Annotated in this window: 21 protein-coding genes; 15 read left to right on the top strand and 6 right to left on the bottom strand. The window is 63.9% G+C overall.

Annotated elements, in window-relative coordinates; translation table 11 throughout:
• Positions 1–3 precede the first annotated feature (3 nt).
• From LB558_RS04170 to LB558_RS04160, 3 genes are all read right to left on the bottom strand, one after another.
• The gene (locus LB558_RS04170) at positions 4–2,088 is read right to left on the bottom strand and encodes an ABC transporter permease (protein ID WP_224696355.1); all 2,085 of its coding nucleotides are present in this window, start codon (positions 2,086–2,088) and stop codon (positions 4–6) included.
• Complete coding sequence (locus tag LB558_RS04165; RefSeq protein ID WP_224696354.1) at positions 2,085–3,617, bottom strand: sugar ABC transporter ATP-binding protein; 1,533 nt, start codon at positions 3,615–3,617, stop codon at positions 2,085–2,087. Before LB558_RS04165 ends, LB558_RS04170 begins: the two co-directional genes overlap by 4 nt.
• 82 nt (positions 3,618–3,699) lie before the next feature.
• Positions 3,700–4,827, bottom strand: coding sequence for a sugar ABC transporter substrate-binding protein (locus tag LB558_RS04160; protein WP_224696353.1), 1,128 nt, complete (start codon positions 4,825–4,827; stop codon positions 3,700–3,702).
• A gap of 225 nt (positions 4,828–5,052) precedes the next feature.
• Between LB558_RS04160 and LB558_RS04155 the strand changes: the two genes are divergently transcribed.
• The 11 genes from LB558_RS04155 to LB558_RS04105 all read left to right on the top strand — a co-directional run bounded on the left by LB558_RS04155 (position 5,053) and on the right by LB558_RS04105 (position 18,952).
• A complete protein-coding gene (locus tag LB558_RS04155) occupies positions 5,053–5,727 on the top strand; it encodes a GntR family transcriptional regulator (RefSeq protein ID WP_224696352.1) in 675 nt (224 codons plus the stop codon).
• Positions 5,728–5,926: 199 nt separating this feature from the next.
• A complete protein-coding gene (locus LB558_RS04150) occupies positions 5,927–6,949 on the top strand; it encodes an ABC transporter substrate-binding protein (RefSeq protein WP_224696351.1) in 1,023 nt (340 codons plus the stop codon).
• Positions 6,950–7,023: 74 nt separating this feature from the next.
• Positions 7,024–9,501: an ATP-binding cassette domain-containing protein gene (locus LB558_RS04145; protein WP_224696350.1), complete on the top strand. Its 2,478-nt coding sequence runs from the start codon at positions 7,024–7,026 to the stop codon at positions 9,499–9,501.
• Complete coding sequence (locus LB558_RS04140; protein ID WP_224696349.1) at positions 9,498–10,517, top strand: ABC transporter permease; 1,020 nt, start codon at positions 9,498–9,500, stop codon at positions 10,515–10,517. Before LB558_RS04145 ends, LB558_RS04140 begins: the two co-directional genes overlap by 4 nt.
• A 109-nt stretch (positions 10,518–10,626) precedes the next feature.
• A complete protein-coding gene (locus LB558_RS04135) occupies positions 10,627–11,454 on the top strand; it encodes a phosphogluconate dehydrogenase C-terminal domain-containing protein (RefSeq protein ID WP_224696348.1) in 828 nt (275 codons plus the stop codon).
• A gap of 331 nt (positions 11,455–11,785) precedes the next feature.
• On the top strand, positions 11,786–12,727 hold the full coding sequence (locus LB558_RS04130) for a D-ribose ABC transporter substrate-binding protein (protein WP_024502459.1): 942 nt from the start codon (positions 11,786–11,788) through the stop codon (positions 12,725–12,727).
• A gap of 98 nt (positions 12,728–12,825) precedes the next feature.
• Positions 12,826–13,470: a DUF2291 family protein gene (locus LB558_RS04125; RefSeq protein ID WP_224696347.1), complete on the top strand. Its 645-nt coding sequence runs from the start codon at positions 12,826–12,828 to the stop codon at positions 13,468–13,470.
• Complete coding sequence (locus LB558_RS04120; protein WP_224696346.1) at positions 13,467–15,023, top strand: sugar ABC transporter ATP-binding protein; 1,557 nt, start codon at positions 13,467–13,469, stop codon at positions 15,021–15,023. The genes LB558_RS04125 and LB558_RS04120 overlap by 4 nt, the downstream gene beginning before the upstream one ends.
• Positions 15,016–16,080, top strand: a complete 1,065-nt coding sequence (locus LB558_RS04115; protein ID WP_224696345.1) for an ABC transporter permease — start codon at positions 15,016–15,018, stop codon at positions 16,078–16,080. Before LB558_RS04120 ends, LB558_RS04115 begins: the two co-directional genes overlap by 8 nt.
• 2 nt (positions 16,081–16,082) lie before the next feature.
• Entirely contained in the window at positions 16,083–17,117 is a 1,035-nt protein-coding gene (locus LB558_RS04110) for a Gfo/Idh/MocA family protein (protein ID WP_224696344.1), read from the top strand.
• Positions 17,114–18,952, top strand: a complete 1,839-nt coding sequence (locus LB558_RS04105) for a hypothetical protein (protein WP_224696343.1) — start codon at positions 17,114–17,116, stop codon at positions 18,950–18,952. The genes LB558_RS04110 and LB558_RS04105 overlap by 4 nt, the downstream gene beginning before the upstream one ends.
• A gap of 2 nt (positions 18,953–18,954) precedes the next feature.
• Here the strand turns inward: LB558_RS04105 and LB558_RS04100 are convergent, their stop codons facing one another.
• On the bottom strand, positions 18,955–19,668 hold the full coding sequence (locus tag LB558_RS04100) for a transcriptional regulator NanR (RefSeq protein ID WP_224696342.1): 714 nt from the start codon (positions 19,666–19,668) through the stop codon (positions 18,955–18,957).
• Between the two features lie 174 nt (positions 19,669–19,842).
• Between LB558_RS04100 and oiaX the strand changes: the two genes are divergently transcribed.
• The 4 genes from oiaX (at position 19,843) to dhaL (ending at position 24,238) form a co-directional block, all read left to right on the top strand.
• Positions 19,843–21,093 (top strand): 3-oxo-isoapionate-4-phosphate decarboxylase OiaX, encoded by a 1,251-nt coding sequence (oiaX, locus tag LB558_RS04095; protein ID WP_224696341.1) that lies wholly within the window; start codon positions 19,843–19,845, stop codon positions 21,091–21,093.
• Positions 21,094–21,097: 4 nt separating this feature from the next.
• A complete protein-coding gene (locus LB558_RS04090; protein ID WP_224696340.1) occupies positions 21,098–22,432 on the top strand; it encodes a four-carbon acid sugar kinase family protein in 1,335 nt (444 codons plus the stop codon).
• A gap of 131 nt (positions 22,433–22,563) precedes the next feature.
• Positions 22,564–23,571 (top strand): dihydroxyacetone kinase subunit DhaK, encoded by a 1,008-nt coding sequence (locus LB558_RS04085; RefSeq protein ID WP_127255097.1) that lies wholly within the window; start codon positions 22,564–22,566, stop codon positions 23,569–23,571.
• 25 nt (positions 23,572–23,596) lie between these two features.
• Positions 23,597–24,238, top strand: a complete 642-nt coding sequence (gene dhaL / locus LB558_RS04080) for a dihydroxyacetone kinase subunit DhaL (RefSeq protein WP_224696339.1) — start codon at positions 23,597–23,599, stop codon at positions 24,236–24,238.
• 22 nt (positions 24,239–24,260) lie between these two features.
• Here dhaL and LB558_RS04075 read toward each other — a convergent pair whose 3' ends face one another.
• A complete protein-coding gene (locus LB558_RS04075; RefSeq protein ID WP_224696338.1) occupies positions 24,261–24,698 on the bottom strand; it encodes an RpiB/LacA/LacB family sugar-phosphate isomerase in 438 nt (145 codons plus the stop codon).
• A gap of 34 nt (positions 24,699–24,732) precedes the next feature.
• Positions 24,733–25,500: a triose-phosphate isomerase gene (locus tag LB558_RS04070; protein WP_224696337.1), complete on the bottom strand. Its 768-nt coding sequence runs from the start codon at positions 25,498–25,500 to the stop codon at positions 24,733–24,735.
• Positions 25,501–25,559 lie beyond the last annotated feature (59 nt).

Below are 25,559 nucleotides of genomic sequence, written 5' to 3'. Positions count from 1 at the left end.
TTCTCATTGCAGCCGCCGTTCGCGCAGCGCCATGACGGCGCCCAGAACGACCAGCCCGTAAAGAATTGCCCTTGTGGCGTATGGAAGCGTGGTACCGGCCAGCAGCATTTGCAGCGCTGTCAGCAACAAGACCCCGCCAAGCATGCCGAGATAGTGGCCACGGCCGCCGGTGATCAGCGCGCCGCCGACCACCACCACGGCGATCGAGGGCAGGAGATAATCGTCGCCCATGCCGAGGCTCGCCTGGCCGGAAAAGCCGGTCAGCATGATGCCGACAACAGCCGCGCAGACGGCTGACAGCATATAGACCAAGATCAGCGTGCGCTCGACCCCGATGCCCGACAATCGCGCCGCGCGCAGTCCGTTGCCGATGCCGTAGACTCTGCGCCCGAACGGCGTGCGCCCCAGCAGCAGCACCGCCGCAACGACAAAGACCACCATCAGCAGGACGATCGGCGTCAGCAGGCCGCCGAGTTTGGCCGTCATGACCCAGCGCAGCATCGGCGAGGAAAAACCGGCCGGCGTTCCCTGCGAATAGAGCAGCGCGCAGCCTTGCAGGATACCGTTGGTGGCGAGCGTCATGACGATCGGCGAGATGCCGAGATAGACGATGCCGAAACCATTGGCGAAGCCGATGGCGCAAGCCATCACCAGTACGACCGGCAGAGCGTAGACAAGGGCCGCATCGGAACCGTTGACCATGCCTGCCAGGATGATGCCGGAAATGCCGATCGTCCACGGCACGGAGAGGTCGAGGCCGCCGGTCAGGATGACGGTTCCCTGCCCGAGCGCCAGGACAGCGAGGAAGGACGACAGCACCAGCAGCGAATTCCAGTAACCCGGATTGAGGATGGCGCGGCCAAGCCAGATCTGGGTGACGATCACGATGAGCAGCAGGCAGACATAGGCGGGCAGCGCATAGCGCAGCGTCTCGGCATTGCGCAAATGGAAGGCAGGGCGCGGCGATGCCGGGCTGCGTTGGCCATAGGCTGGTTCGGCGATCTTGAGACGCCGGTCCACGCGCTCGAGTTGCGAGGGCAATATGCCGGCGCGCCAGGCGGCAAGCCGGGCGCGCGCGGCGCGCAATTGCACGGCAAGCACCGATGCGTGGGAGATGGAGCCGGCAAGTGCCGCCAGCACCAGAATGGTGCCTTCGGCGATGGTCGCATAGTAGGCCGACACATTGAGCACCAGCAGGATGTTCACCACGATCATCAGGATGTAGGCGCCGAAGACAGAACCCACCGGGCCACCCTGCCCGCCGCCGAGACGCGTGCCGCCGACGACGACCGCCGCGAACATCGACAAGAGCAGCGGATTGCCGACCAGTGGATCGCCGCTGCCGGTCTGGGCGCTGATGAACACGCCGGCGAGGCCATAGCAGCCGCCGGCGGTCACGTAGACGGCAAAGCGCACCAGCACGACATTGATGCCGACGGCAGCGGCAGACTCCGCATCGCCGCCGACCGCATAAAGTGCTGTGCCGAAGCGGGTTCCCTTCAGCCAGAACCAGGCGAGCAGGACGACGCCGATCACCACCAGCGGCATCGGCAGCCAGCCGGTGATCGCGTCGCCAAGATAGAAGGTACCGAGATCGGGCGACACGAAGCCGCCGGGTTTGTCCATCACCAGCAGCGTCACGCCTTGCAGGATGAACATGGTCGACAGCGTCACCACGATGGGCTGCATACGCAGCACGGCGATGAAGAAGCCGTTGAAGGCGCCCACCGCCATACCGACGCCGATGCCGACGGCGGTCCACAGGATGATGCTGGCGCCTGGCGCCATCGGGTCCATGCTCGATGCCAGCACGGCATTGACCAGCGATATCACCGCGCCGGCGGACAGGTCGAAGCCACCCGACAGGATGACGATGGTCTGGCCGATCGCCGCGAGCGCCGAGGTGGCGCCGCCGCTCGACAGGAACGACACATCGAAATAGGTCAGCGGCCCGGCGCTGATCCAGTCGACGACGAAGAGCAGGATCGCCAGGACGAGAGCTGCGATCAGCGCGCCGCGATTGCGCATCAGCGCACGGCGCAATCCGAAGCCGCCGGGAACAGGGGATGAGGATGCCGCGCTGCTCATGCGGCGGCTTCCCCGGCATGCCCGAGCGCCGGGCGCATGATGGCCGGTTCGGTGATGGCGTGGCCTTCAAGTTCGGCCGCGATGCGCCCGTCGTAGAGAACCAGGACCCGGTCGCATTGGTGGACGAGTTCGGGGATCTCCGTCGAGTGCAGAAGGATCGAGCCGCCCGAAGCCACGTAGTTTCGCATCATCACATAAAGCTCGTGCTTGGTGCCGACGTCGATGCCTCGGGTGGGATCGAACAACAGCAGGATGCGGCTCTGCGCCACCAGCCATTTGGCGATGGCGATCTTCTGCTGGTTGCCGCCGGAAAACGCACCGGCCCGTGTCCACAGCGCCCGACGGTCGACCTCGACAGTGGCGAATGCCGCCTCGACGGAGCGGGTCTCAGCCTGCGCGTCGACAAGGCCTAGCCGTGTGAAGCGCGATATCACCGGCAGGGTGGCGTTCTGGTTGCCCGACAGCTTCAGGAACAGGCCTTCGGATTTGCGGTCTTCCGGCACTAGTCCGATGGCCATGTTGGGGCGCAAGGCATCGGCCGGCGAACCGAGCCAGACCTTGCGGCCGTCGACGAGGATGTGGCCGCGCTCGATCTCGGCCATGCCAAAGCAGGCCAGGAACAGGTCCTGCTGGCCCATGCCCTGCAATCCGGCGACGCCGAGGATTTCGCCCTTGCGCAGGTCGAAGCCGACGCCGTCGAGCTTGCGCCCGACCTTGAGGCCGCGCACGCCCAGAACCGGCGGACCGAAAGCTTGGGCGCTGTCCGGCTTGGGCGGGAAGGTCTGCTCGATGCTGCGGCCGATGATCTTTTCGATGACGTCGCCATCCGAGACGTCGGCGACCGGCGCGGTGACGATGTGGCGGCCGTTTCTCAGGATCGTCAGCGCGTCGCAAAAGGCGCGGACCTCGCGCATGCGGTGCGTGATGAAGACGATGGTGGTGCCCGCCGCCTTCAGCCTGGCGATGATGTCGCCCAGCCAGTCAACGTCGCGGCCGGCGAGCGTCGAGGTCGGTTCGTCGAGCAAAAGGATGCGCGGCCTTCTGTAGACAGCGCGCGCGATTTCGATCTTCTGGCGCACAGAAAGCTCGAGTTCGCTCACCTCGGCATCGAGATCGACGGAAAAACCGAGATCCTCGATGTGGCGACGGACGGCCTTGCGGGCAGCACCGCGGCGGATCAGGCCGGAGATGCCGACGGGGGCATAAGGCAGCATCATGTTGTCGAGGACCGAGAGGTCGCGCACCAGGGTCATCTCCTGGAACGCTGTCTGCATGCCCAGCGCATGTGCTGCGCGCGGCGCGCCGTAAGCGATCTCCTTACCGAAGACACGGACATCGCCTTGGCTCGGCCGGACCAGCCCGGACAGCAGTTTCACCAGTGTCGACTTGCCGGCTCCGTTTTCACCGAGCAGGGCATGGACGCTGCCGGGCGCGATCCGAAACGACACGCCGTCCAGCGCGACGGTCGGGCCGAACGCCTTGCTGATGCCGTCGATCTCGATGGCGGGAAGCTCGGAATGTTCTGTCATTGTCCTCGATCGCCGGGCTGGCATGGACCGACGATGCACGGACAGAAAATGTCCGCGCATCGTCAAGATCGCCTTGGGAGGCTTATTCTTCCGGTTGTCCGACGAGGGCAGCCGCGAGGCCGACCTCGGGTGTCTGGTCCGAGAAGATCGAGGCAAACCAGCCCGGATTGGAGACCAGCGACGGCTTGAAGGCGTTGCAGCCGGCCTTCATCTCCGCCCATGTGCCTTCGTCGCACAGCTTGATCGTCTCATTGGTGACGACCGGCAGCGGCAGGATGGTGGTCTTCGGCACGTCCTTGCCTTCGATCGCCTCGACGGCAAGCTTCAGCGCCAGCGCACCCGAATAAGGCGGCGAGGCATAGGAAATGCGTTGTGCGCCCGCAGGTGCATAAGGGGGAGCAGCACCTTCGACTTCGGTGCCCTCCGGCAGCATCTGGATGCGGCCGCCATTGGAACCTTCGCCGGCGCAAGGCAGGAGTTCGCTGGTCTTCTTGCCAGCCTCGAGCTGCATCGAGTTGGCGGTGAAGCAGCCGACCTGCATCCACAGACCGTTGATGTCGTCCCAATTGCGGGTGGCCAGTATCTTCGAAAGCTCAGTGCGGGCGACCGCCTGGCTCCACATGCCGACAGCCTCGCCGACGATCTTGATGTCAGGGTATTTGGCGAAGACTTCCTTGGCGGCCTTTGTCCGCTGATCGTCAACGGATGTTCCCGGGACGCCCGTGATGGCGATGATGTTGCCCTTGCCGTTGAGCTTCTTGACCAGCCATTCGGCGGTCACCCTGCCCGCTTCCAACTGGTCTATGTGGACGTTGTAGGCGCAAGGCTCGGTGATCTCGGCGTCGTAGGCAAAGACCTTCACACCCTTCTCGCAAGCATTCTTGACGACCTGGTTGAGCGCGGTCGGTGAAATCGGATACACGACGATCGCTTCGGCGCCGCTTTGCACCATTGCGTTGATCTGCTGAATCTGGCGTTGCGCGTTGGGGCCAGCGACCTGGACCTGCAAGTCGACCTTGTCGGCCAGGCTCTTGTGAGCGGCCATGGCCTTGACCATGTTGGCTGCCTCCGCCTGCCAATCATTGCCGATGTAGCTCATGCTGAGAAAGATCTTGTGCTTCTCGGCGGCCTGCGCGGCGGAGAGGCCGAAGGCGCACGCAGCCATGCCGGCCAGCAGCGCGAGCCGCCGGACTTTCGATCCGATACCCATGTGAAACTCCTCCCAAACAGAACGATCGAATGCCTCCCAAGGGCACAAAATGTAACCCTCGTCATTCGATGCCCGCACCCTAACACGATTTGATCAAATATCAATGATGAAATCGCTTATATCAAAACCGGCTGTGTCAGCCGCTTGACGTGGCACCACGAACCTTGCATTCCGACACAAGCACACAAGCAAGGTGTCGCTCTCAGGCGGGAAGGTTGACAGGAGATGGCTGGATCCGCGTTCAGGAAGCCTGGTGTCGAGATCATTCCACTATCCAAGGAAACTCTGCAGGACCGGGTCTATAACCAGGTCACCGAACTGATCCTCGACGGCAGCATCGTGCCGGGCGAGATGGTCACGGTTCAGAGCCTCGCGGACGCCTTTGGCGTCAGCCCGATGCCGGTCAGGGAAGCGCTGCGGCGCCTGACGGCAGCCAACGCGCTGACCGTAGTATCTGGGCGCTCTATCGGTATTCCGGCGCTCAGCCGCGAGCGGCTCACCGATTTGCGCAATGTACGTTTTGAGATAGAGGCCATTGCTGCCGGCTGGGCCTCACAGAACCGCAGTGAAGCGGATCTTGCGATTCTCGCGCGCGATTTGGACTCGCTGGAACGGGCGAATGGCGCGGACGACGTAAAGGCCTACCTCAGGGCGAATTACACCTTCCACTTCGCAATCTACCGAGCAGCGGGATCCGAGACCCTGCTCAAGATTATCAAGGATCTATGGCTGCAGATCAGCCCCTATTTCAATATGCTGCATGGGTCCTATTCGACCGCGAACGCGTACCATCAACAGATGTTTGCGGCCCTGCGCGACCGAAACGAGCAGGCAGTTCAGGCGGCGGTCCGCGGCGATATCGATGCAGCTTTCGACGTGCTTGTCGACCTTTTGAAGTAGCGCCCCGACTCCCTAGAGAGCGATCACGAATTACCACCGGGGTGGCAGCCCCAACAACAGGCGATGCACGGCAGTGTCATGCCGACGCTTGCCTATTTGGTATGCTGGTATAATATGTACCTGACATAGCGTGTCTCTGGGAGGTTGCGCTATGCTCGTGTGGCAAGCCAAGCCGATCGTGTTTTTGGGAGGAAATACCATGAGATTTGTAACTGTGGCGGCGCTTGCCGGCGCCGCGCTGGCGAGTGTCTCCGTGTTGCCGGCAATGGCATCACCGGACGCGCCGGTCATCGCGCTCGCCAACGCCTATTACGGCAACACCTGGCGGCACCAGATGGTCGAAGCGTTCGAAGCCTCCGCCAAGGAAGCGAAGGCCGCCGGTCAGATCACCGACTATATCGTCATGAACGGCGACGGTTCGGTGGCGCAGCAGAACAGCCAGATCGCCGAGCTGATCCTGAAAAAGGTCGACGTGCTCGCCGTCGACGCCGCCTCGGAAACGGCGGTCAATGGCATCATCGAAAAGGCCTGCAAAGCCGGCATCATCGTCATCTCTTTCGATTCGGTGGCCTCGGCGCCCTGCAACTACCAGCTCAATTTCGACTTCAAGGGCTACAAGGCGACCCAGGCCGAGGCGGTCTTCAAGATGCTCGGCGGCAAGGGTAACATCCTGCAGGTGCGCGGTGTGAAGGGCTCGGCGCCCGACAACGATATGTTCAACGCGCAGCAGTCGGTGCTGGCCAAATATCCTGACATCAAGGTGGTCGCGACCGTCTATGGCCAGGCAACCGCCTCGGTGGCGCAGGCGGCGATCGCCAATGTGCTGCCCTCGCTGCCGCATGTCGACGCCGTGCTCGGCCAGGGCGGCAGCGACGATGTCGGCATCGCGCAGGCCTTCGTCCAGTATGGCGGCGACTACGCCGGCAAGATGCCGATCATCGAAGGCGGCGGCGGCACCGACTTCGTCAAATGGTGGGCCGAGGAGAACGCCAAGAACGGCTACCAGACGGTGTCCATGAACACCACGCCCGGCATCGGCGGTGCTGTCTTCTGGCTCGGCCTGTCGCTGCTGAAGGGCGCCCAGGCGCCCAAGCTGATGATCATGCCGGTGGCGACGGTCGATGCCGGCAACCTCAAGGAGTACGCCAAGCTGCCGGGCGGCCAGATCATCAGCCCCAGCTATTCGCTAGACTGGGTGAAACAGAACCTGCTGAGCAAGTAACGCGACCCAGCGCTGCCGGATCGAGCGGTGCCGCAGCACCGTTCGATCGTCGCTGTCGAAGAAACGGAGGACGAATGTCCCAGCCTGCCGTCGCCGATCAGGACAGGGCCGCCGCCAAGGCGCCTGCCGCTCCAATCCGGCAAAGCGTCGTTTCGCTCACCGGGATCACCAAGAGCTTTGGACCGACGCTCGCCAATGCAGGCATCGACCTCTGCGTCGGTGCCGGCAACGTGATCGGGCTGGTCGGCGGCAATGGCGCTGGCAAATCGACGCTGATGCGTATCCTGTGCGGTGCGATGTGGCCGACGCTGGGTTCGATTTCCTTCACCGACGATCAGGTAAGCTTCGCCGACTACGGCACCGCCGAGGCACAGCGGCGCGGCATCCGCATGGTGCATCAGGAGCTTTCGCTCTGCGCTAACCTGTCGGTCGCCGAGAACTTCTTTCTGGAGACGCCTCAGGATGCGGCGGCCCGACCTGGGTGGAGAGCGGTTTACAGGGCTCGGGCTCGAGCCGCGCTCGATGCGGTCTTCCCGGGCAACGGCATCGATGCCGACGCCGAAGTCGGCCACCTCTCCATCGCCGAACGGCAAATGGTGGAGATCGCGCGTGCCGCGGCAACGCCCGGCGTCAGGCTGATCGTGCTTGACGAGCCGACCTCATCGCTCGATCTCGACCGCTCCAAACAACTGCGAGCCTTCATTCGCGAGCGGGCGAAGGCTGGGCTTGCCTTCATCTTCATCAGCCACAAGCTGCAAGAGATCATCGACATCGCCACCGAGATCGTGGTGCTGCGCAACGGCCGCACGGCATGGCAGGGCCAGGTCGCGGACGCCTCTATCGGCAGGCTGGTGCAATTGATGGGCGGCGATGCCAATCCGATCCACCAGCACGCCGTCTCCGCTACCTCTGCCCAGGACGTGCTGGTGCGGCTCTCCGGCCCGCTGACATCGGAACTCGGCCGCGACATCGAGATCGTGCGCGGCGAGATCGTCGGGCTGGCCGGCCTCGAAGGCAGCGGCCAGAAGGACCTGCTGCATGCGATCTTCAGCGGCAAGCAGATCCCGGCGGTCACAAGACATGCGCAGGCCGGCTTCATCGCCGGCGACCGGCAGAAGGAAGGCGTGTTCCCGTTGTGGAGTGTGCTCTCGAACATCAGCATCGGCGCACTGGCCCGCCGCCCGGTGTTCGGGCTCGTTTCTGATCGCGCCAACCGCGACATGGCCACCGGCGCCGCCAGCAAGCTACGGTTGGACGACAGCCGTTTCCGCTCCAACATCACCGAACTCAGCGGCGGCAACCAGCAGAAGGCGCTGGTCGCCCGGGCGCTGGTCGCCGATACCCCGATCATCCTGCTCGACGACCCGACGCGCGGCGTCGACATCGCGACCAAGCAGGATTTCTATCGGCTATGCAACGAGATCGCGCGCACTGGGCGCGCGCTGGTCTGGCATACGACCGAGGACGCCGAACTGCTGGCCTGCGATCGCGTGCTGGTCTTTGCCGGCGGACGAATCGTCAGGGAACTCACCGGCGACGCGATCACGGAATCGGCTGTTGTCGGCGCGTCCTTCACCCAACCGGCAGACAGGCACGCAACTGCCCGAGACAAGGTTGCGCCACCGACAAGGCTTGGCCGCAGGCTGGTGGATGCGGCACCCTTCATCGGGCTCGCCACCGTGCTGGCCGTGATGATCTCAGCCAATCCCGCCGTCGCCTCGATCTTCGGCCTTGATCTGCTGCTGATGCCGGCGCTGTCGCTGGTGCTGGTGACGGCGGCACAGATGTTCATCGTCGGCGGCAGCGAGATCGACCTCGGCGTCGGCGCCTTCGCCGGCCTCGTCAGCGTGCTCGGCGCCACACTGCTCTACGACCAGCCATGGCTCGGCGCGCTGGCGCTGGTGGCGGCGCTCGCCGCCTATGCCGGGCTTGGCGGGGTGATCCAGGCGCGCAAGATCCCGGCCATCGTCGTCACGCTCGGCGCGTCCTTCATCTGGGTCGGGCTGGGTTATGCGCTGCAGCCGACGCCCGGAGGCGCCAGCCCGGAATGGCTGACGGCGCTCTTTGGCTGGTCGCTCGGCTTCATGCCAACCTCCATCATCCTCATCGCGGCCGTCGCGCTGATCGTCTTCGTCATCGACCGGCTGCCGCTTGGTGTGGTGCTGCGCGGCTTCGGCAACAATTCGGCGGCGATGATCCGCTCGGGATGGTCGCCGACGCGCTATGCGCTGGTGCGCTATCTCATCGCCGGGCTGTTTGCGGGTGCAGCCGGCCTGTCGCTGACGGCGATCAACACGGCGAGCGACATCAACTCCGGCAATTCGTTCACGCTGCTCAGCGTCGCCGCCGTGGTGATGGGCGGCTGCTCGCTGCTGGGCGGCATCATCTCGCCGGTCGGCGCCGTTGCCGGGGCGGTGACGCTGTCGCTGATCGGTGCGCTTCTCGGCACGCTGAACGTCAGCAGCGATTTCAACGCCGCGACACAAGGCCTGATCCTGATTGCGCTGCTGACGCTGCGCAGCCTGACCGCCGACCGCAGGAGCGAACAATGAGTGCGCTCACCGCCTTCAGCATCTGGACGCAGAGGAACCGCTGGATCTGGGCGGCGATCGGTGTGCTGCTTCTGTGGCTGGTGCTGTCGATCGTCACCAACCGCTTCAGCCTGTCCAGCCTGTCGGGCATCGTCCTGTCGGCGTCCTTCCTGACGATTGTCGGCATCGGCCAGATGTTCGTGGTGACGACAGGGCGCGGCAACATCGACCTCTCGGTCGCCTCGGTGATCACGCTCAGCGCCTTCGTCGCGCTGCTCACCATCAAGGGCCAGGATGCCAATCTCGCCATCGGCGTTGCCGCCGCGGTCCTGCTCGGCCTTGCTGTCGGTGCGCTCAATTCGCTGCTAGTCGTCGGGCTCGGCATCCCAGCCATCATCGCCACGCTGGCCACCGGCTACGTGCTGGCCACCGCGACGCTGCTGTCGAACCGGGCGATCTCGGGCTTCGCCGTCAGCCCGGCGCTGAAATACCTGGCATCGGGCCGTATTCTGGGCGTGCCGATCATGGCGATCATTGCAATCCTTGGCGTGGCGGCAACCTCGTTTGTGCTGCGCTACACGGTGTTCGGCCAACTGTTGTCGGCGGTCGGCCAGAACCGCACTGCCGCGCGGCTCGCCGCCATCAGGACCGGCCCGGTGATCGCATCGGCCTTCATCATCTCGTCGGTGCTGGCATCCCTCAACGGGCTGCTGCTCGGCGCCTATATCGGCGGCGCCTTCCTCGAAATGGGCCAGCCCTACCTGTTGCAGTCGATTGCCGCGGTGGTGCTCGGCGGAACGCTGATCTTCGGCGGCTCTGCAACCGCCGTCGGCACCCTGTTCGCCAGCATCCTTTTGATCCTGATCGTCACCACGATGCAGATCATCGGCCTGCCTCCCGGCGCCCAGGACATCGTGCAGGGCATCGTCGTCATCTTCGTGCTCGCGCTTGCCGGACGACAGGCGATGACGCGGCGAGCGCCGGTCGAGCCTACAGGCGGCGACGTCGCGGTGCCGGCGGGAGACCAGCAGTCATGACCGCACCCATTCGCCATTATCGGATTGCCAAAATCTGGTAGCATGATTATACCAGTTGATAAGTTGACGACGGGCAATACCGTCGCCCGAGATCAGGAGTAGTGACCAGATGACAACGATTGCGCTGTTCGGTGCCGGCGGAAAAATGGGCTACCGCCTGTCGACCAATTTTCGCGGATCGCCCTACACGATACGCCATGTCGAGGTCAGCGATGCCGGCCGCGAACGGCTGAAGACCGGACTGGGTTTCGATACGGTCAGCGCCGACGAGGCGCTCAAGGGCGCCGACGTGGTGATCCTGGCGGTTCCCGATACGCATATCGGCAAGGTGGCGACCAGCATCGAGAGCAAGCTGGCGCCAGGCACGATGGTGGTGGTGCTCGACGCGGCGGCACCCTTTGCCGGCCATCTGCCGAAGCGGTCGGACCTCACCTATTTCGTCACCCACCCCTGCCATCCGCCGATCTTCAACGACGAGACGGACATGGCGGCGAAGAAGGACTATTTCGGCGGCGTCAAGGCCAAGCAGCATATGGTTAGCGCGCTGATGCAGGGACCGGAAGAGGATTACGCCAAGGGCGAGGCGATCGCGAAAATCATCTGGGCGCCGGTCATGCGCTCGCACCGCGTCACCGTCGATCAGATGGCGCTGTTGGAGCCCGGCCTTTCGGAGACGGTGTGCGCCTCACTGCTGGTTGTCATGAAGGAAGCCGTCGACGAGGTCGTGGCACGCGGCGTCGACAAGCAGGCGGCGCTCGACTTCCTGCTCGGCCACATGAACGTGCTCGGCGCCGTCATCTTCGGCGAGACCAAGGGCGTTTTCTCGGACGCCTGCAACAAGGCGATCGAATTCGGCAAGCCGGTGCTGATGCGTGACGACTGGAAACGGGTGTTCGAGCCGGAAGAGATCGCCGCCAGCATTCAGCGCATCACCTGAAAGAGGACAAGCGCGCGCCGCAGCGCCTCGATGCGCCGGCGTACCGTTGCCGACGCCTCGGTTCTTTCCGCTCATCAGGTACATGTCACCTGAATTTGTGATTGACTCATTATACCAGTTGGCTTAGCTGTTAATGGCTCGGATCGACAAGGTTTCGCAGGCAGTTCGAAGCCTGGGCGAGTGGAGGATGGCCGGGGAGCAACGATCCGTCGAGGGGAAGCCGACAACGGCTTTTGGGCCCGAAAGCGATCCGCCACCCGCGCCGCTGACGAATTCGGAAGCCGACAGAGGCCTTGGTTGACCAAGGCATTTTTTCAAATGGGAGGACTTCATGAAACTCACACGCAGAATGACGCTTGCGGCTTTCGCCGGCATGCTGGCGCTTGGCACGGCAGTTCCTGCCTACGCGGCGGATCTCATCGCCATCATCACGCCCTCGCACGACAATCCGTTCTTCAAGGCCGAAGCCGTCGGTGCCGAAGCCAAGGCCAAGGAACTCGGCTACGAGGCGCTGGTGCTGGTCCATGACGACGACGCCAACAAGCAATCCGAGCTGATCGACACCGCGATCGGCCGCGGCGCCAAGGCGATCATCCTCGACAATGCCGGCGCCGACGCCACCGTCGCCGCCGTGCAGAAGGCCAAGGACGCAGGCATTCCGTCCTTCCTGATCGATCGCGAGATCAACGCCACCGGCGTCGCCGTCGCGCAGATCGTCTCCAACAACTACCAGGGCGCCCAGCTCGGCGCGCAGGAATTTGTCAAGCTGATGGGCGAGAAGGGCAATTTCGTCGAGCTGGTCGGCAAGGAATCCGACACCAATGCCGGCATTCGCTCCAAGGGCTATCACGACGTCATCGACGACTATCCGGACCTGAAGATGGTCGCGCAGCAGTCGGCCAACTGGAGCCAGACGGAAGCCTATTCCAAGATGGAATCGATCCTGCAAGCCAACCCCGACATCAAGGGCGTCATCTCCGGCAACGATACGATGGCGATGGGCGCCTATGCGGCACTTGCCGCGGCGAACCGCAAGGATGTCATCGTCGTCGGCTTCGACGGATCGAACGACGTGCGCGACTCCATCACCTCCGGCGGCATCAAGGCGACCGTGCTGCAGCCAGCCTTCGCGCAGGCGCAGATGGCCGTCGAGCAGGCCAACGACTTCATCAAGAACAAGAAGTCGCCGGCCAAGGAAAAGCAGCTGATGGACTGCGTCCTGGTCAATGGCGACAATGCCGCCAAGCTGGAGACCTTCGCGCTGACGAACTGAGCCCGCGCGAGATGAATAGCGAGGGGCGAACATCGGTTTCGCCCCTCGTCTCCATTTTTTCCGTGGATGCCGACCACCATCCTGAACCACAGGCCGCCATGCTGAACACCAAGCCGAACTGGCCGATCCTTGCCGTGATGGTTGGCATCAGCCTGACCGCCTGCAAGATCCTGCCGACGAAATCGGACGACGGCAACAACGCTCCCGCCTTCAATCCAGACAAGATGGTCGAAGAGATCTGGGCGGCAAAGGTCGTGCCCTATCTCCAGCAGAAAGCCGGACAGTTTGCGCAGGTTCACACCCTGGCGACAACCGATCCATCAGCTGCCGGCGCCAAATACGGCAATCCGAACAAGCAGGCGAATTCGCCTTGGACTTTCGCGGTTCGCCTGGAAGGCAAGATCGTCGCGGCCAACACGCAGTCGCGGGCGGCAACCGTCGATGTCGATGTCGACGGCGACGGCAAGGCCGATGCACGGGTGCAGATCGGACCGGCGGTGCGCGGTACCGCGCTGCGCGACAGCCTGGACTTCATCCAGTTCAGCGACTTCACCAACCAGATCGACTTCGCCCAGTTCGGCAAGGCGTTCAACAGCTACACCGACAAGACGGTGCTGTCGAAGCTGCCGCGCGAAGCGCTGGAAGGCCGCACCGCCAAGGTGGTGGGCGCCTATACGCCGGGCAGCGGCCACGACCTGCCGCTGGTGACGCCGGCGGAGGCAGAGATCGGACCGAAGCCATGAGCGCGACCGCAGAGCGCGAAATCATCCTGAAGCTCGAGGACGTCTCCAAGGTCTATTCCGGCACCGTCGCGGTCAAGCGCGCCAATTTCGAGGTGCGCAAGGGCTCGGTCAACGTGCTGGTCGGCGAAAACGGCGCTGGCAAGTCGACGCTGATGAAGATCATCGCCGGTGTCGAACGACCGACCGCCGGCCGCATCCTGCTGGAAGGCGAAGAGGTTTCCTTCTCGTCATCGGGCGATGCGGTGAACCGTGGCATCGGCATGGTGTTCCAGGAGCTGAACCTGTTCGGCAACATGAGCGTCGCCGAAAATATTTTCGCCACCCGGGAGATTACCAACCGCTTCGGCAAAATCGACCGCGAGCAACAGGAAAACCGCGCGGCGGAATTTCTGGAACGCCTGCAAGCCGGCATACGGCCCGACATGCTGGTCGAGGACCTGCGCATCGGCCAGCAGCAGCTGGTCGAGATCGCCAAGGCGGTTTCGCTCGACGCGCGCATCCTGATCATGGACGAGCCGACCTCGGCGCTGAGCGCGGCTGAGGTCGAGATCCTGTTCAAGGTGATCGCCGACCTCAAGGCGCGCGGCGTGGCGATCGTCTACATCTCGCACCGGTTGGAAGAGCTGATCCGCATCGGCGACTACATCACCGTGCTGCGCGACGGTCGTATCACCGGCCAGGAAGAGATGAAGAACGTCGATACGCAGTGGATCGTTCGCCAGATGATCGGCTCCGACGCCAAGGACTTCGCCAAGGCCGACGGCCATCTTCCGGGCGAAGAGATTTTTCGTGCCGAGGAGATCTGTCTGCCTCGTGCCACCGGCGGACTTGCCGTCGACCATGTCTCATTGTCGCTGCGTGCCGGCGAGATCCTCGGCATCTACGGCCTGATGGGTGCCGGGCGCAGCGAATTGTTCGACTGCATCATGGGCCGTCACGGCCATTCGACGGGCGAGATCTTCATTGGCGGCATAAAGGTCAAGGAGCGTGATACGACGCGGCGCATCCGGCGCGGGCTGGCACTGATCCCCGAGGATCGCCAGCGCGAAGGGCTGGTGTCGATCCTCTCGGTCGCCAGCAATTTGACACTGGCCAGCCTGTCGCGATTTGCCCGCCTATTCCATATCCGTGGCGCCGCCGAAAGGCAGGCAGTGACGCAAATGGTGAGGGAGCTGGCGATCAAGGTCGCCGACCCGGCGCAGGAGGTGTCCTCGCTGTCGGGCGGCAACCAGCAGAAGGTGGTGATCGGCAAGGCGCTGCTCACCGAACCCAAGGTGCTGCTGATGGACGAACCCAGCCGAGGCATCGATGTCGGCGCCAAAGCCGACGTCTTCCGCACCATGCGCAAACTGTCCCGCGACGGACTGGGGATTTTGTTCGCCACCTCCGACCTCGATGAGGTGATGGCGCTGTCCGACCGCATCGCAGTGATGAGCAACGGAAAACTGACCGGCATATTCGATCGCACTGAAGCGACGGAGGCGGCACTCGTCGCCGCGTCGGCGCTTGGCCACGGACCGGCCCCACACACGGAGAGCACCGCCCATGACTGACATCCCAGCCAAGGCGTCAGCTCCCTCGGCTTCCAGCGGCTCGGTGTTGTTGACGCTGATGAAACTAAGGACTTTCATCGCGCTGATCGCCGTGCTGATCTTCTTCTCGATCGCGGCGCCGAATTTCCTGTCGACCGCCAATCTGATCCTGATGTCGAAGCACGTGGCACTGAACGCGTTCCTGGCGATGGGCATGACCTTCGTCATCATCACCGGCGGCATCGACCTTTCGGTCGGCTCGATCGTCGGCCTGTGCGGCATGGTGGCCGGCTATCTCGTGCTCAACGGCATCGACCTGCAGATCGGCTACACCATCTATTTCAACGTCTTCGAGATCGCGCTGATCACGCTAGCCGTCGGCATATTGATCGGCGCCGTCAACGGATTGTTGATCACCAGGCTGAACGTCGCGCCGTTCATCGCCACGCTCGGCGTGCTCTATGTCGCGCGCGGCCTGGCGCTGCTGTCGTCGGACGGCCGCACCTTCCCCAACCTCGTCGGCAAGCCGGAACTGGGCACCACCGGCTTCGGATTCCTCGGCGCCGGCCGGCTGCTCGGCCTGCCGGTGGCGATCTGGATCCTGATCGTGGTTGCGCTGGGAGCCGCCTATCTCGCCAAATACACGCCGCTTGGCCGCCACATCTTCGCCGTCGGCGGCAATGAACGGGCGTCGCGGATTTCGGGCGTCCGTGTCAACATGGTGAAGATGTTCGTCTATATGTTCTCCGGTTTCTGCGCGGCGATCGTCGGCCTGATCATCTCGTCCGAGCTGATGGCCTCGCATCCGGCGACGGGCGAAAGTTTCGAACTCAACGCCATTGCGGCGGCAGTGCTCGGCGGCACCTCGATGTCGGGTGGTCGCGGCACGATCGGCGGCACCATCGTCGGCGCCTTCGTCATCGGCATTCTTTCGGACGGGTTGGTGATGATGGGTGTGAGTTCGTTCTGGCAAATGGTAATCAAGGGCCTCGTCATCATCGTCGCCGTCGTCGTCGACCAGGCACAGCGCCGGCTGCAGAGCCGGGTGACGTTGATGCAGATGGCAAAGGCAGGCTGAGCATGGCGGAGTTGCGGGGAGCCGTGATTGGCTGCGGCTTCTTTGCCGTCAACCAGATGCATGCCTGGCGCGACATAGCGGGCGCCTCGATCGTCGCCATCTGCGACCGCGATCCGGAACGCCTCGAGATCGTCGGCGATCAGTTCGGCGTTGCGAAGCGCTACACCGATGCGGCGGAACTTTTTGCCGGCGAAAGCCTGGATTTCGTCGATATCGCCACCACCGCGCCCAGCCATCGCCCGCTGGTCGAAATGGCGGCCGCCCATCGCGTTCCGGTGATCTGCCAAAAGCCGTTCGCGCCGACACTCGCCGACGCCAAGGCGATGGTCAGGGCCTGCGCGGAAGCCGGGGTGCCGCTGATGGTACATGAGAATTTTCGCTGGCAGTCGCCGATCCAAGCGGTGCGCGCCGTGCTCAACAGCGGTGAGATCGGCACGCCGTTCTTCGGGCGTATCTCCTTCCGCTCCGCCTATGACGTGTTTTCCGGTCAGCCCTATTTGGCGACGGGAAAACGCTTCATCATCGAAGACCTCGGCATCCATATCCTCGACATCGCCCGTTTCCTGCTCGGCGACGTGTCTGTCATTACCACGCGGACGGTGCGCATCAACCCCGGCATATCAGGCGAGGACGTCGCGACGATGCTGATGGATCACAACAGCGGTGCGACGTCTGTGGTCGATTGCAGCTACGCGACGAAGCTCGCCACGGAGCCATTTCCCGAAACGCTGATCGAGATCGACGGCAGCGACGGCACGATCCGGCTGGCGCAGGGCTACCGACTGACTGTCACCGGCAAGAGCGGCACGGCCGTCACCGACGTCTCGCCGCCGCTGCTGCCATGGGCGTCGCGGCCCTGGCACAACATCCAGGAAAGCGTCGTGGCCATCCAGCAGCATTGGGTCGATTGCCTGGTAAAGGGCGTACAACCGGCGACCTCGGGCGCGGACAACCTCAAGACGTTCGCGCTGGTCGAGGCAGCCTATGCTGGGGCCGCGAGCCGGCAACCGGTGCAACTCGATGCCTTGCTGAAATGACCGACGACGCCTTCCTCCTCTACGGCACGCGCGCGGTCGAGGCCGAGCCGGTCAGGCTCAGCGCGGGCCTGCTCAGCGCCGACTTCGTCAACGGCAATCTGCGCACCATCCGCCATGGCGGCACCGAAGTGCTGCGCGCCATCGCCTACATCGTGCGTGACCGCGACTGGGGCACGTACGAACCAAATTTGAGGGACCTGATCATCGACCAGGGTGCCGACGCTTTTTCGGTCAGCTATTCGGCAAGCTGTGTGGCCCCCGATGGAAGCCGGCTCGGCTTCCGCGCCACCATCAAAGGCTCTGCCGATGGCCGTCTGGTCTTCGACGTAGGCGCCCTTCCCGAAAGCGATTTCGAAACCAACCGCTGCGGCTTCTGCATCCTGCACCCGATCGCCGACCTCGCCGGCGGCCCGGTCACAGTCGAGCACACAGACGGCAGCGTGATGGCGACGAAGCTTCCCGAACTCATCGACCCCTGGCAGCCTTTCAAGGATATCCGTGCCATCACCCATCAGGTTCGGCCTGGTGTCGCTGCCGAATGCCGGATGGAAGGCGATACATTCGAGATGGAAGACCAGCGCAACTGGTCGGACGCGTCCTACAAGACCTATGTGCGGCCGCTGGCGCTGCCCTGGCCCTATGTGCTGCCTGCCGGCCATCCGCTGCGCCAGACCATCAGCCTGCGCATCACGGGTGAAGGTAAAGCCCCGGTTGCCGCAGTGGCCAGCGAACCGGTGCGCGTCGAACTCGGCGAGGCCGGACCAAGGCTGCCCGATGTCGGCGTGATCATCTATCCCGAAGATGTCGAGACGGCACTGGCGAACCTTTCCACGCTCTCGACACTCGGCCCACAACAGCTGCTGTTCCATTACGATCCGACGCGCGGCCATGGGCTCGACGCCTTGCGCGCTTTCGCCCGACTTGCAACCGCTTGCCCAGCTGAAACGACCCTCGAATGCGTCGCTGCCTGCGCTGGCGATCTTGACGCCGAGCTGTCAGGCGTCGCCGGCCTGGTGCGTCGGGCCGGGCTGAAACTTTCGGCCATTGCCGTGTCGCCTTCGGTCGACCGGCAGTCGACGCCGCCGGGCAGCGCGTGGCCGGATTGCCCGCCGCTCGACGACGTCTATGCCGCGGCGCGGCGCGCCTTTCCCGATATCCGCCTCGGCGGCGGCATGTTCAGTTATTTCACCGAACTCAACCGCAAGCGCGTGCCGGCGGACCAGCTCGATTTCATCACCCATTGTACCTGCCCGATCGTGCACGCCGCCGACGATCTCAGCATCATGCAGTCGCTGGAGGCGCTGCCTTTCATCACCCAATCGGCGCGGGCGATCTTCGGGGCAAAACCCTATCGGATCGGCCCGTCGACGATTGCCATGCGTCAGAACCCCTATGGCGGCGCGACCAAACCCAATCCCGGGGGACAGCGCATCGCCATGGCCGACAGCGATCCTCGCCATGCCGGCCTGTTCGCGGCGGCATGGACGATCGGCTATGCCGCGTGCGTGGCGCCCGCTGGACTGGAACAGCTCACGCTCTCCAGCTTCACTGGACCCTTCGGCGTGCTGGCGTCATCCGGAGAACCCGTCGTGGAAGGATCGCCCCGACCGCTCTTCAAGGCTATCAGGGGGCTTTGCGAACTGGCCGGCCTTGCGCATGTGGCGGCAAGGACGAGCGATGAGACCAAGGTGCTTGCGCTGGCTGGACGCTCGGCCTCAGGCGACACTGTCGTGTGGCTGGCGAACTTGACGGCGGACGACGTGCCGGTCGACATTTCAGCTTTTGGCCGAGGCCATCTCGTCATGACGCCTTACGCGATCGTTCGGATCGGCTGAAGTTACTTTTCGGAATTCATCACGTAGAGCGCGCGAGAGCGTTCGAGATGCTTGATCATCGCCTTCTCGGCGCCGTCGGCATCCTTCTTCTCGATGCGGCCGATGATCTCTTCGTGCTCGGTGAGCGTGAACTTTTCCTTGCCGGTCCAGATCAGCATCTCGGTGTGATATTCCTTCAGCCAGCCCAGCATCGCCTCGCTGACGGCGACATAGATCGGGTTGCCGGAGATCGCGGCGATCTGGGTATGGAATTTCATGTCGGCGGAGATGAAGGCTTCGGAATCGCCCCGGAAGCCCCGTTGTTCGGCAACGGTTGCCCGCAGCCGCTGCACATCCTCGGCGGTGGCCTTTTCGGCGGCCTCCCTGACCATGCCGCGTTCGAAGAAGATGCGCGCGGTCTTCAGGTGTTCCAGCGTGTCCTTCGACGACGACAGGATGATCTTGGCGGCGCCATCGACCTGCTTGATGATCGACTTTGCGGTCAGCTGCAGCACCTTGGCGCGTTCGCCATGCGAGATCGCGACCAAGCCCATATTGCTCAGCGCCTGCATCGCCTCGCGAATCGCCGGCCTGCCGACCTCGAAGCGCTCCATCAGTTCGCGCTCCGACGGCATGTCGTCGCCCGGAATCAACTCGCCGCTGGTGATCAGGCGTTTCAGCCGCAAGAAGACCTCATCGGAAAGCTTGCGCCGGACAATCGGTTCCGAACGGTTCATCGTCGCGAATCACTCCCTTGACCCGGCCCTATCTAACACTGCCGCCACAATTCCCGGAATTGCCGTCTGTCGATCCCGCTGCAGGATATGACTTGCAATACTTATGTACTCATTATACCAGATTTGAAACACCAGTGAACCTTTTTCGAACGCCTCGGCTTGAGACAGCGGACCATGATCACCCTCACCTACCGCATCGAAACGCCTGGAAGCATCGAAGCGCTGGCGGCCAAGATCGCCAGCGACCAGTCGACCGGTACCTTCGTCGCGCTGCCCGGCGAGACCGAGGAGCTGAAGGCCCGGGTGGCGGCGCGCGTGCTGGCGATCCGGCCTCTGCCCGACGCCGAGCGGCCATCGCTTCCTGATGACGGCAACGGGCCGTTCCGGCGTGCGGATGTCGACATCGCCTTTCCGTTCGATGCCATCGGCACCGACCTTTCGGCGCTGATGACGATCGCCATCGGCGGCACCTATTCGATCAAGGGCCTCACCGGCATTCGCGTCGTCGACATGAAGCTGCCGGAGGATTTTCGCGGCGCGCATTCCGGTCCACAGTTCGGTGTCGCCGGCAGCCGCCGGCTAACCGGTGTGACGGACCGCCCGATTATCGGCACCATCGTCAAGCCGGCGCTCGGCCTGCGGCCACATGAGACGGCGGCAATGGTGGCGGAACTGATCGCTGCCGGCGTCGACTTCATCAAGGATGATGAGAAGCTGATGAGCCCGGCTTATTCGCCACTGGCCGAGCGGGTGAAGGCAATCATGCCGCTGATCCTCGACCATGAGCAGAGGACCGGCAAGAAGGTGATGTATGCCTTCGGCATCTCGCACGCCGACCCCGACGAGATGATGCGCAACCACGATCTGGTGGCGACGGCCGGCGGAAATTGCGCTGTGGTCAACATCAACTCCATCGGTTTTGGCGGCATGGCGTTCCTGAGGAAGCGCTCCAGCTTGGTGCTGCATGCCCACCGCAACGGCTGGGACATCCTGACCCGTCACCCGGGCCTCGGCATGGACTTCAAGGTCTGGCAGCAGTTCTGGCGGCTGCTCGGCGTCGACCAATTCCAGATCAACGGCATCGCCTCGAAATACTGGGAGCCGGATGACTCTTTCGTCGAATCCTTCAAGGCAGTGACGACGCCGATCTTTTCGCCTGAGGACTGCGCCTTGCCGGTGGCGGGCTCCGGCCAGTGGGGCGGTCAGGCGCCTGAGACATATGCGCGGACCGGCCGGACCGTCGATCTTCTCTATCTCTGCGGCGGCGGCATCGTCAGCCATCCGGACGGACCGGGCGCCGGCGTGCGTGCCGTGCAGCAAGCCTGGCAAGCAGCGGTCGACGGCATTCCGCTGGCGGACTTCGCCTTGAACCATCCCGAACTGGCGCGGTCGATCGAAAAATTCGGCGACGGCAAGGCAGCCTGACGCCATGCAGAACCTGCTTCTCAGCTATTATGGCGACGACCTGACCGGCTCGACCGACGTCATGGAAGCGCTCGAGCTCGGTGGCGTATCGACCGTGCTGTTCATGCGCCAGCCGGACGCGGCCCTGCTGTCCCGGTTTGGCCATTGCCGGGCGATCGGGCTGGCCGGCACCAGCCGCAGCGAGGCGCCACAGTGGATGGACACGCATCTGCGCGATGCCTTCGCCTGGCTGAAGACGCTCAACGCCGCGATCTGCCACTACAAGGTCTGCTCGACCTTCGATTCCAGCCCGACGATCGGCAGCATCGGCCGGGCCATCGAGATCGGCCGCTCGGTGTTCGCGCAGGACAGCGTGCCGCTGCTGGTCGGCGCGCCGCAGCTCAAGCGCTACACCGCCTTCGGCCATCTGTTCGCCGCCTATCGCGATCGATATTTCCGCATCGACCGCCACCCTGTGATGAGCCGCCACCCGACGACGCCGATGCATGAATCCGATCTGCTGATCCATCTGTCGCGGCAGACGGCGCTGAGCTCCGGGCTGGTCGACCTTGCGACGCTGCAGTCCGCGTCACGGTCGGCGGCGTTCGATCTTATGACCGGAAACGGCACCGCCATCGTGCTTGTCGATGTCGACAATCTGGAAACCCAGGCCTTGGCCGGCAAGGAGCTGTGGCGCGTTCGCAAGCCCGGCGGTTCTTTTGTCGTCGGCTCGTCCGGGGTCGAGTATGCGTTGCTGGGCGAATGGGCGTCGAATGACATTGTCGGCGATGGACAAGGTTTCACGCCGCCGGGCGCTGCCGACCGGATAGCCGTCGTGTCGGGCAGTTGTTCGCCGACCACCGAACGGCAGATCCGGCATGCCCTGACTGACGGTTTCGACGGCATCGAGGTCGATCCCGTCGAACTGGTTTCGGAGGCTTCGCAGGAGGCTATCGCGCGCGCAATGGCAAGCGGCCGTGCCAGTCTGCAAGCCGGGCGCAGCGTCATCCTCTACACCGCGCTTGGCCCCAGTGCCGACAGGGGCGCCGAAATCGACCGGCAGGAAGGCGCCCGCCACAAGCTTGGCCGCGGCCTTGGAGAAATCCTTCGCAGCCTGACGACCGGACAGAGCCTGCGGCGCGTCGTCATTGCCGGCGGCGACACGTCGAGCCATGCACTCGGCGAAATGGGTGTCGATGCGCTGACAATCCGCATGCCGCTGCCCGCTTCGCCTGGCTCGCCGCTCTGCGTTGCCCACTCGCGCGTCAAGGCGATCGACGGACTGGAGGTCGCGCTCAAGGGCGGTCAGGTCGGAACCGATCGCTATTTCTCAGCCATCCGCGACGGCCTCGGCACTTGAACCAGCCGACACCTGGATTTCAGGGTGCCGCTGTGCGAGAGCACTTCAACACGCGAAATGCGCCTTGCCGGGTGGAAATCCCGGTAACACCCGGTATTATCTGCGAAAATGCCGAAATCGGAGGATGCCGGGTGCAGACCAAGAAGATCATCAACGATGGCAACCGCGCCGTCGACGAGATGCTGGAAGGCATCCTGGCAGCGCATCCCCGCCATCTCAAAAGCGTGGACGGCAGTCCACGCTCCATCGTCGCCCGCGACGGACCGCGCCAGGGCAAGGTGGGCCTCGTGATTGGCGGCGGCTCGGGCCACGAGCCGAGCTTTCTCGGCTTTGTCGGCAAGGGATTGGCTGACGCTGCGGCCATCGGCAATGTCTTTGCCTCGCCGCCGCCGGACCCCATTCTCGAATGCGCCAAGGCAGTCAGCGGCGGCGCCGGCGTGCTCTTCATGTACGGCAATTATGCCGGCGACGTGATGAATTTCGACATGGCGGCCGAGATGGCCGCCATGGACGACATCGAGGTGCGCACGGTGCTGAGCACCGACGACGTCGCCTCGGCACCGCGCGACCAGCGGCACAAGAGGCGCGGCGTCGCCGGCAATTTCTTCATCTTCAAGGCGGCCGGTGCCGCCTGCGACCGGATGTTGTCCTTCGACGAATGCGAGCGCATCGCCGGCAAGGCCAACGACCACACCTTCACCATGGGCGTGGCGCTGTCGCCCTGTTCGCTGCCGCAGACACGCCGGCCGAATTTCGAGATCGGGCCGGACGAGATGGAGATCGGCATGGGCATCCACGGCGAGCCCGGCATCGCGCGCGAAAAGTTGAAAACAGCCGACGAGATCACCGACGAGATGCTGGACAGGATTCTAGACGAGATGGCGCCGGCGCGCGGCGACAAGGTCGCGGTGCTCGTCAATTCGCTGGGCTCAACGCCGCTGATGGAACTCTACATCATGAACCGGCGCGTGAAGCAGAGGCTCGATCAGATCGGCGTGTCCATACACGCAAGCTGGGTCGGCAATTACTGCACCTCGCTCGAAATGGCCGGGGCCTCGATCACTCTGCATCGGCTGGACGGCGAGTTGCAGACGATGCTGGACCACCCCTGCGACTGCGCCATGTTTCGCGCCGGCTAAACCACTTCTGTGGCAAGGACTAGACATGACGACAATCGACACCTCCCACCTTGTCGCGATGTTCGCGGCGATCGCAACCGCAATGTCCGCCGACAGGGACCGACTATGCGCGCTTGACGGAGTTATCGGCGACGCCGACCACGGCATCGCGATGGAGCTTGGATTTTCCGCGGCACGCGATGCAGTCGCCGCACTGGACACCGAGACCACCGATCCGGCCACCTTGCTGAACACAGCGGCAAAATCGTTCCTGAATGCCGTCGGCGCCTCCTCAGGTCCGCTCTATGCGACCGCGTTCATGCGCGGCGCGGCAGCGGTCAAGGGCAAGGCGACGCTCGACGACGCGGACGTGGTCGCCCTGTTCCAGGCCATGGCCAAGGGCATTCAGGATCGCGGCAAGGCAGAGCTTGGCGAAAAGACGATGATCGATGCATGGGCGCCGGCCGCGCAGGCGGCGGGCGAAGCGCTGACCTCAGGAAAAGGGCTGGCTGGCAGTCTCGAGGCTGCGGCCCAGGCGGCAAAGGCAGGCGCGGAAGCGACCAAGGCAATGGTCGCCACCAAGGGTCGGGCCTCCCGCCTTGGCGAGCGTTCGCTTGGCCATATGGACCCAGGCGCCGCGTCCGCCGTGACCGTGATCGAGGCGATGCGGGTCGCCTTGATCACCTGATCAGCAACGGACCTTCCGCGCCTCAGCGCTTGGCGTCGAGCTTGTCGACGGCTTGCACGTTTGCGGCGGAGGGGCCGTTCGGATCGAACTCCGAGGCCAGCCATGCGTCGGTGATCGATTTCGCCAGTTCGGGACCGATGACGCGCGCGCCCATGGTGATGATCTGGGCGTTGTTGGACTTGGCGGCGCGCTCAGCGGAATAGGTGTCGTGGGTCAATGCGGCTCGAATGCCCGGCACCTTGTTGGCGGAGATGCTGACGCCGATGCCGGTGCCGCAAAACAGGATGGCCCGGTCGTAGTTGCCGTCGAGAATTTCGTGGCCGACCGCAGCAGCGATATCGGCGTAGAACCCGGCCTGGCTGAGGTCGACGACCTGCAGCTCCGGTTTGCTGGCGAGATGCTTGGCGATGACGTCGAGCAGTGGCTTGCCGGCGCTGTCGGCTCCGAGTGCGATCTTCATGATGATGAACTCCTTTTCTTCCGTGTCGTAGCAGTCAACGCGCAATGGCGGCCGACGCCTTTTTCAGAATGTCGATGTAGCCTTCCGCTTGCCATGCCGAGCGGCCAATGAACAGACCATCCACATGCGGCTGGCCGATCAATTCGGCCGCGTTGCTGGGATTGACGCTGCCGCCATAGAGCACAGGCGGGGCAATCGGCAGCCGGTCGGCGGCAACCTTCTTGATCAGCTGCTGCTGCCTGTCGGCATAGTCGGCGCTTGCGGGAATGCCTTTCTCGCCGATCGCCCAGACGGGCTCGTAGGCAAAGAGGATTTCCGCCTTCAGTTGATCGCCGCTCAGCTCTTGCAGCGCGCCGAGAACCTGTGCCGTCAACACCGCCTCGGCGCGGCCTGATTCACGCTCAGCCAGCGTCTCGCCGACGCAAATCAGCGGCACGAAACCGTGCCTGACAGCGGCCTCCGTTTTCAGTCCCACAGTCGCATCCGTCTCGCCGAAATGCTCGCGGCGCTCGCTATGGCCGAGTTCGATTACATCCAGCCCGCAATCTTTCAGCATCACCGGCGAGACTTCGCCCGTCCAGGCGCCGGCGTCAGCCCAATGCATGTTCTGGGCGCCGACCTTTACGTGGGTGTTGGCCAGCGCCGCTTTCACCTGCCGCGCAGCGGTAAACGGCGGAATGACGAAAGGTTGTACCGCCTGATCGAAACCCGGCACGAAGGCCGCCAACGCATCGGCGAACTGCAGCGCCTCCGCCAGCGTCTTGTTCATCTTCCAGCTCGTGCCGACCCAATATGGGGCCATTCTTTTTCTCCTTCGATACTTTTCCGGCCGACATCGGCGCCGGCTTTCGGGCGGCGTAT

Origin of the sequence: Mesorhizobium sp. CO1-1-8 (assembly GCF_020164875.1) — a bacterium.
Taxonomy (GTDB): Bacteria; Pseudomonadota; Alphaproteobacteria; order Rhizobiales; family Rhizobiaceae; genus Mesorhizobium.
This window is presented reverse-complemented; position numbering and strand designations above follow the sequence as displayed.

Excerpts from the sequence above, each read along its gene's own strand:
- LB558_RS04170 (WP_224696355.1), bottom strand. The coding sequence starts at position 2,088 with ATGAGCAGCGCGGCATCCTCATCCCCTGTTCCCGGCGGCTTCGGATTG.
- LB558_RS04165 (WP_224696354.1), bottom strand. The coding sequence starts at position 3,617 with ATGACAGAACATTCCGAGCTTCCCGCCATCGAGATCGACGGCATCAGC.
- LB558_RS04160 (WP_224696353.1), bottom strand. The coding sequence starts at position 4,827 with ATGGGTATCGGATCGAAAGTCCGGCGGCTCGCGCTGCTGGCCGGCATG.
- LB558_RS04155 (WP_224696352.1), top strand. The coding sequence starts at position 5,053 with ATGGCTGGATCCGCGTTCAGGAAGCCTGGTGTCGAGATCATTCCACTA.
- LB558_RS04150 (WP_224696351.1), top strand. The coding sequence starts at position 5,927 with ATGAGATTTGTAACTGTGGCGGCGCTTGCCGGCGCCGCGCTGGCGAGT.
- LB558_RS04145 (WP_224696350.1), top strand. The coding sequence starts at position 7,024 with ATGTCCCAGCCTGCCGTCGCCGATCAGGACAGGGCCGCCGCCAAGGCG.
- LB558_RS04140 (WP_224696349.1), top strand. The coding sequence starts at position 9,498 with ATGAGTGCGCTCACCGCCTTCAGCATCTGGACGCAGAGGAACCGCTGG.
- LB558_RS04135 (WP_224696348.1), top strand. The coding sequence starts at position 10,627 with ATGACAACGATTGCGCTGTTCGGTGCCGGCGGAAAAATGGGCTACCGC.
- LB558_RS04130 (WP_024502459.1), top strand. The coding sequence starts at position 11,786 with ATGAAACTCACACGCAGAATGACGCTTGCGGCTTTCGCCGGCATGCTG.
- LB558_RS04125 (WP_224696347.1), top strand. The coding sequence starts at position 12,826 with ATGCTGAACACCAAGCCGAACTGGCCGATCCTTGCCGTGATGGTTGGC.
- LB558_RS04120 (WP_224696346.1), top strand. The coding sequence starts at position 13,467 with ATGAGCGCGACCGCAGAGCGCGAAATCATCCTGAAGCTCGAGGACGTC.
- LB558_RS04115 (WP_224696345.1), top strand. The coding sequence starts at position 15,016 with ATGACTGACATCCCAGCCAAGGCGTCAGCTCCCTCGGCTTCCAGCGGC.
- LB558_RS04110 (WP_224696344.1), top strand. The coding sequence starts at position 16,083 with ATGGCGGAGTTGCGGGGAGCCGTGATTGGCTGCGGCTTCTTTGCCGTC.
- LB558_RS04105 (WP_224696343.1), top strand. The coding sequence starts at position 17,114 with ATGACCGACGACGCCTTCCTCCTCTACGGCACGCGCGCGGTCGAGGCC.
- LB558_RS04100 (WP_224696342.1), bottom strand. The coding sequence starts at position 19,668 with ATGAACCGTTCGGAACCGATTGTCCGGCGCAAGCTTTCCGATGAGGTC.
- oiaX (WP_224696341.1), top strand. The coding sequence starts at position 19,843 with ATGATCACCCTCACCTACCGCATCGAAACGCCTGGAAGCATCGAAGCG.
- LB558_RS04090 (WP_224696340.1), top strand. The coding sequence starts at position 21,098 with ATGCAGAACCTGCTTCTCAGCTATTATGGCGACGACCTGACCGGCTCG.
- dhaL (WP_224696339.1), top strand. The coding sequence starts at position 23,597 with ATGACGACAATCGACACCTCCCACCTTGTCGCGATGTTCGCGGCGATC.
- LB558_RS04075 (WP_224696338.1), bottom strand. The coding sequence starts at position 24,698 with ATGAAGATCGCACTCGGAGCCGACAGCGCCGGCAAGCCACTGCTCGAC.
- LB558_RS04070 (WP_224696337.1), bottom strand. The coding sequence starts at position 25,500 with ATGGCCCCATATTGGGTCGGCACGAGCTGGAAGATGAACAAGACGCTG.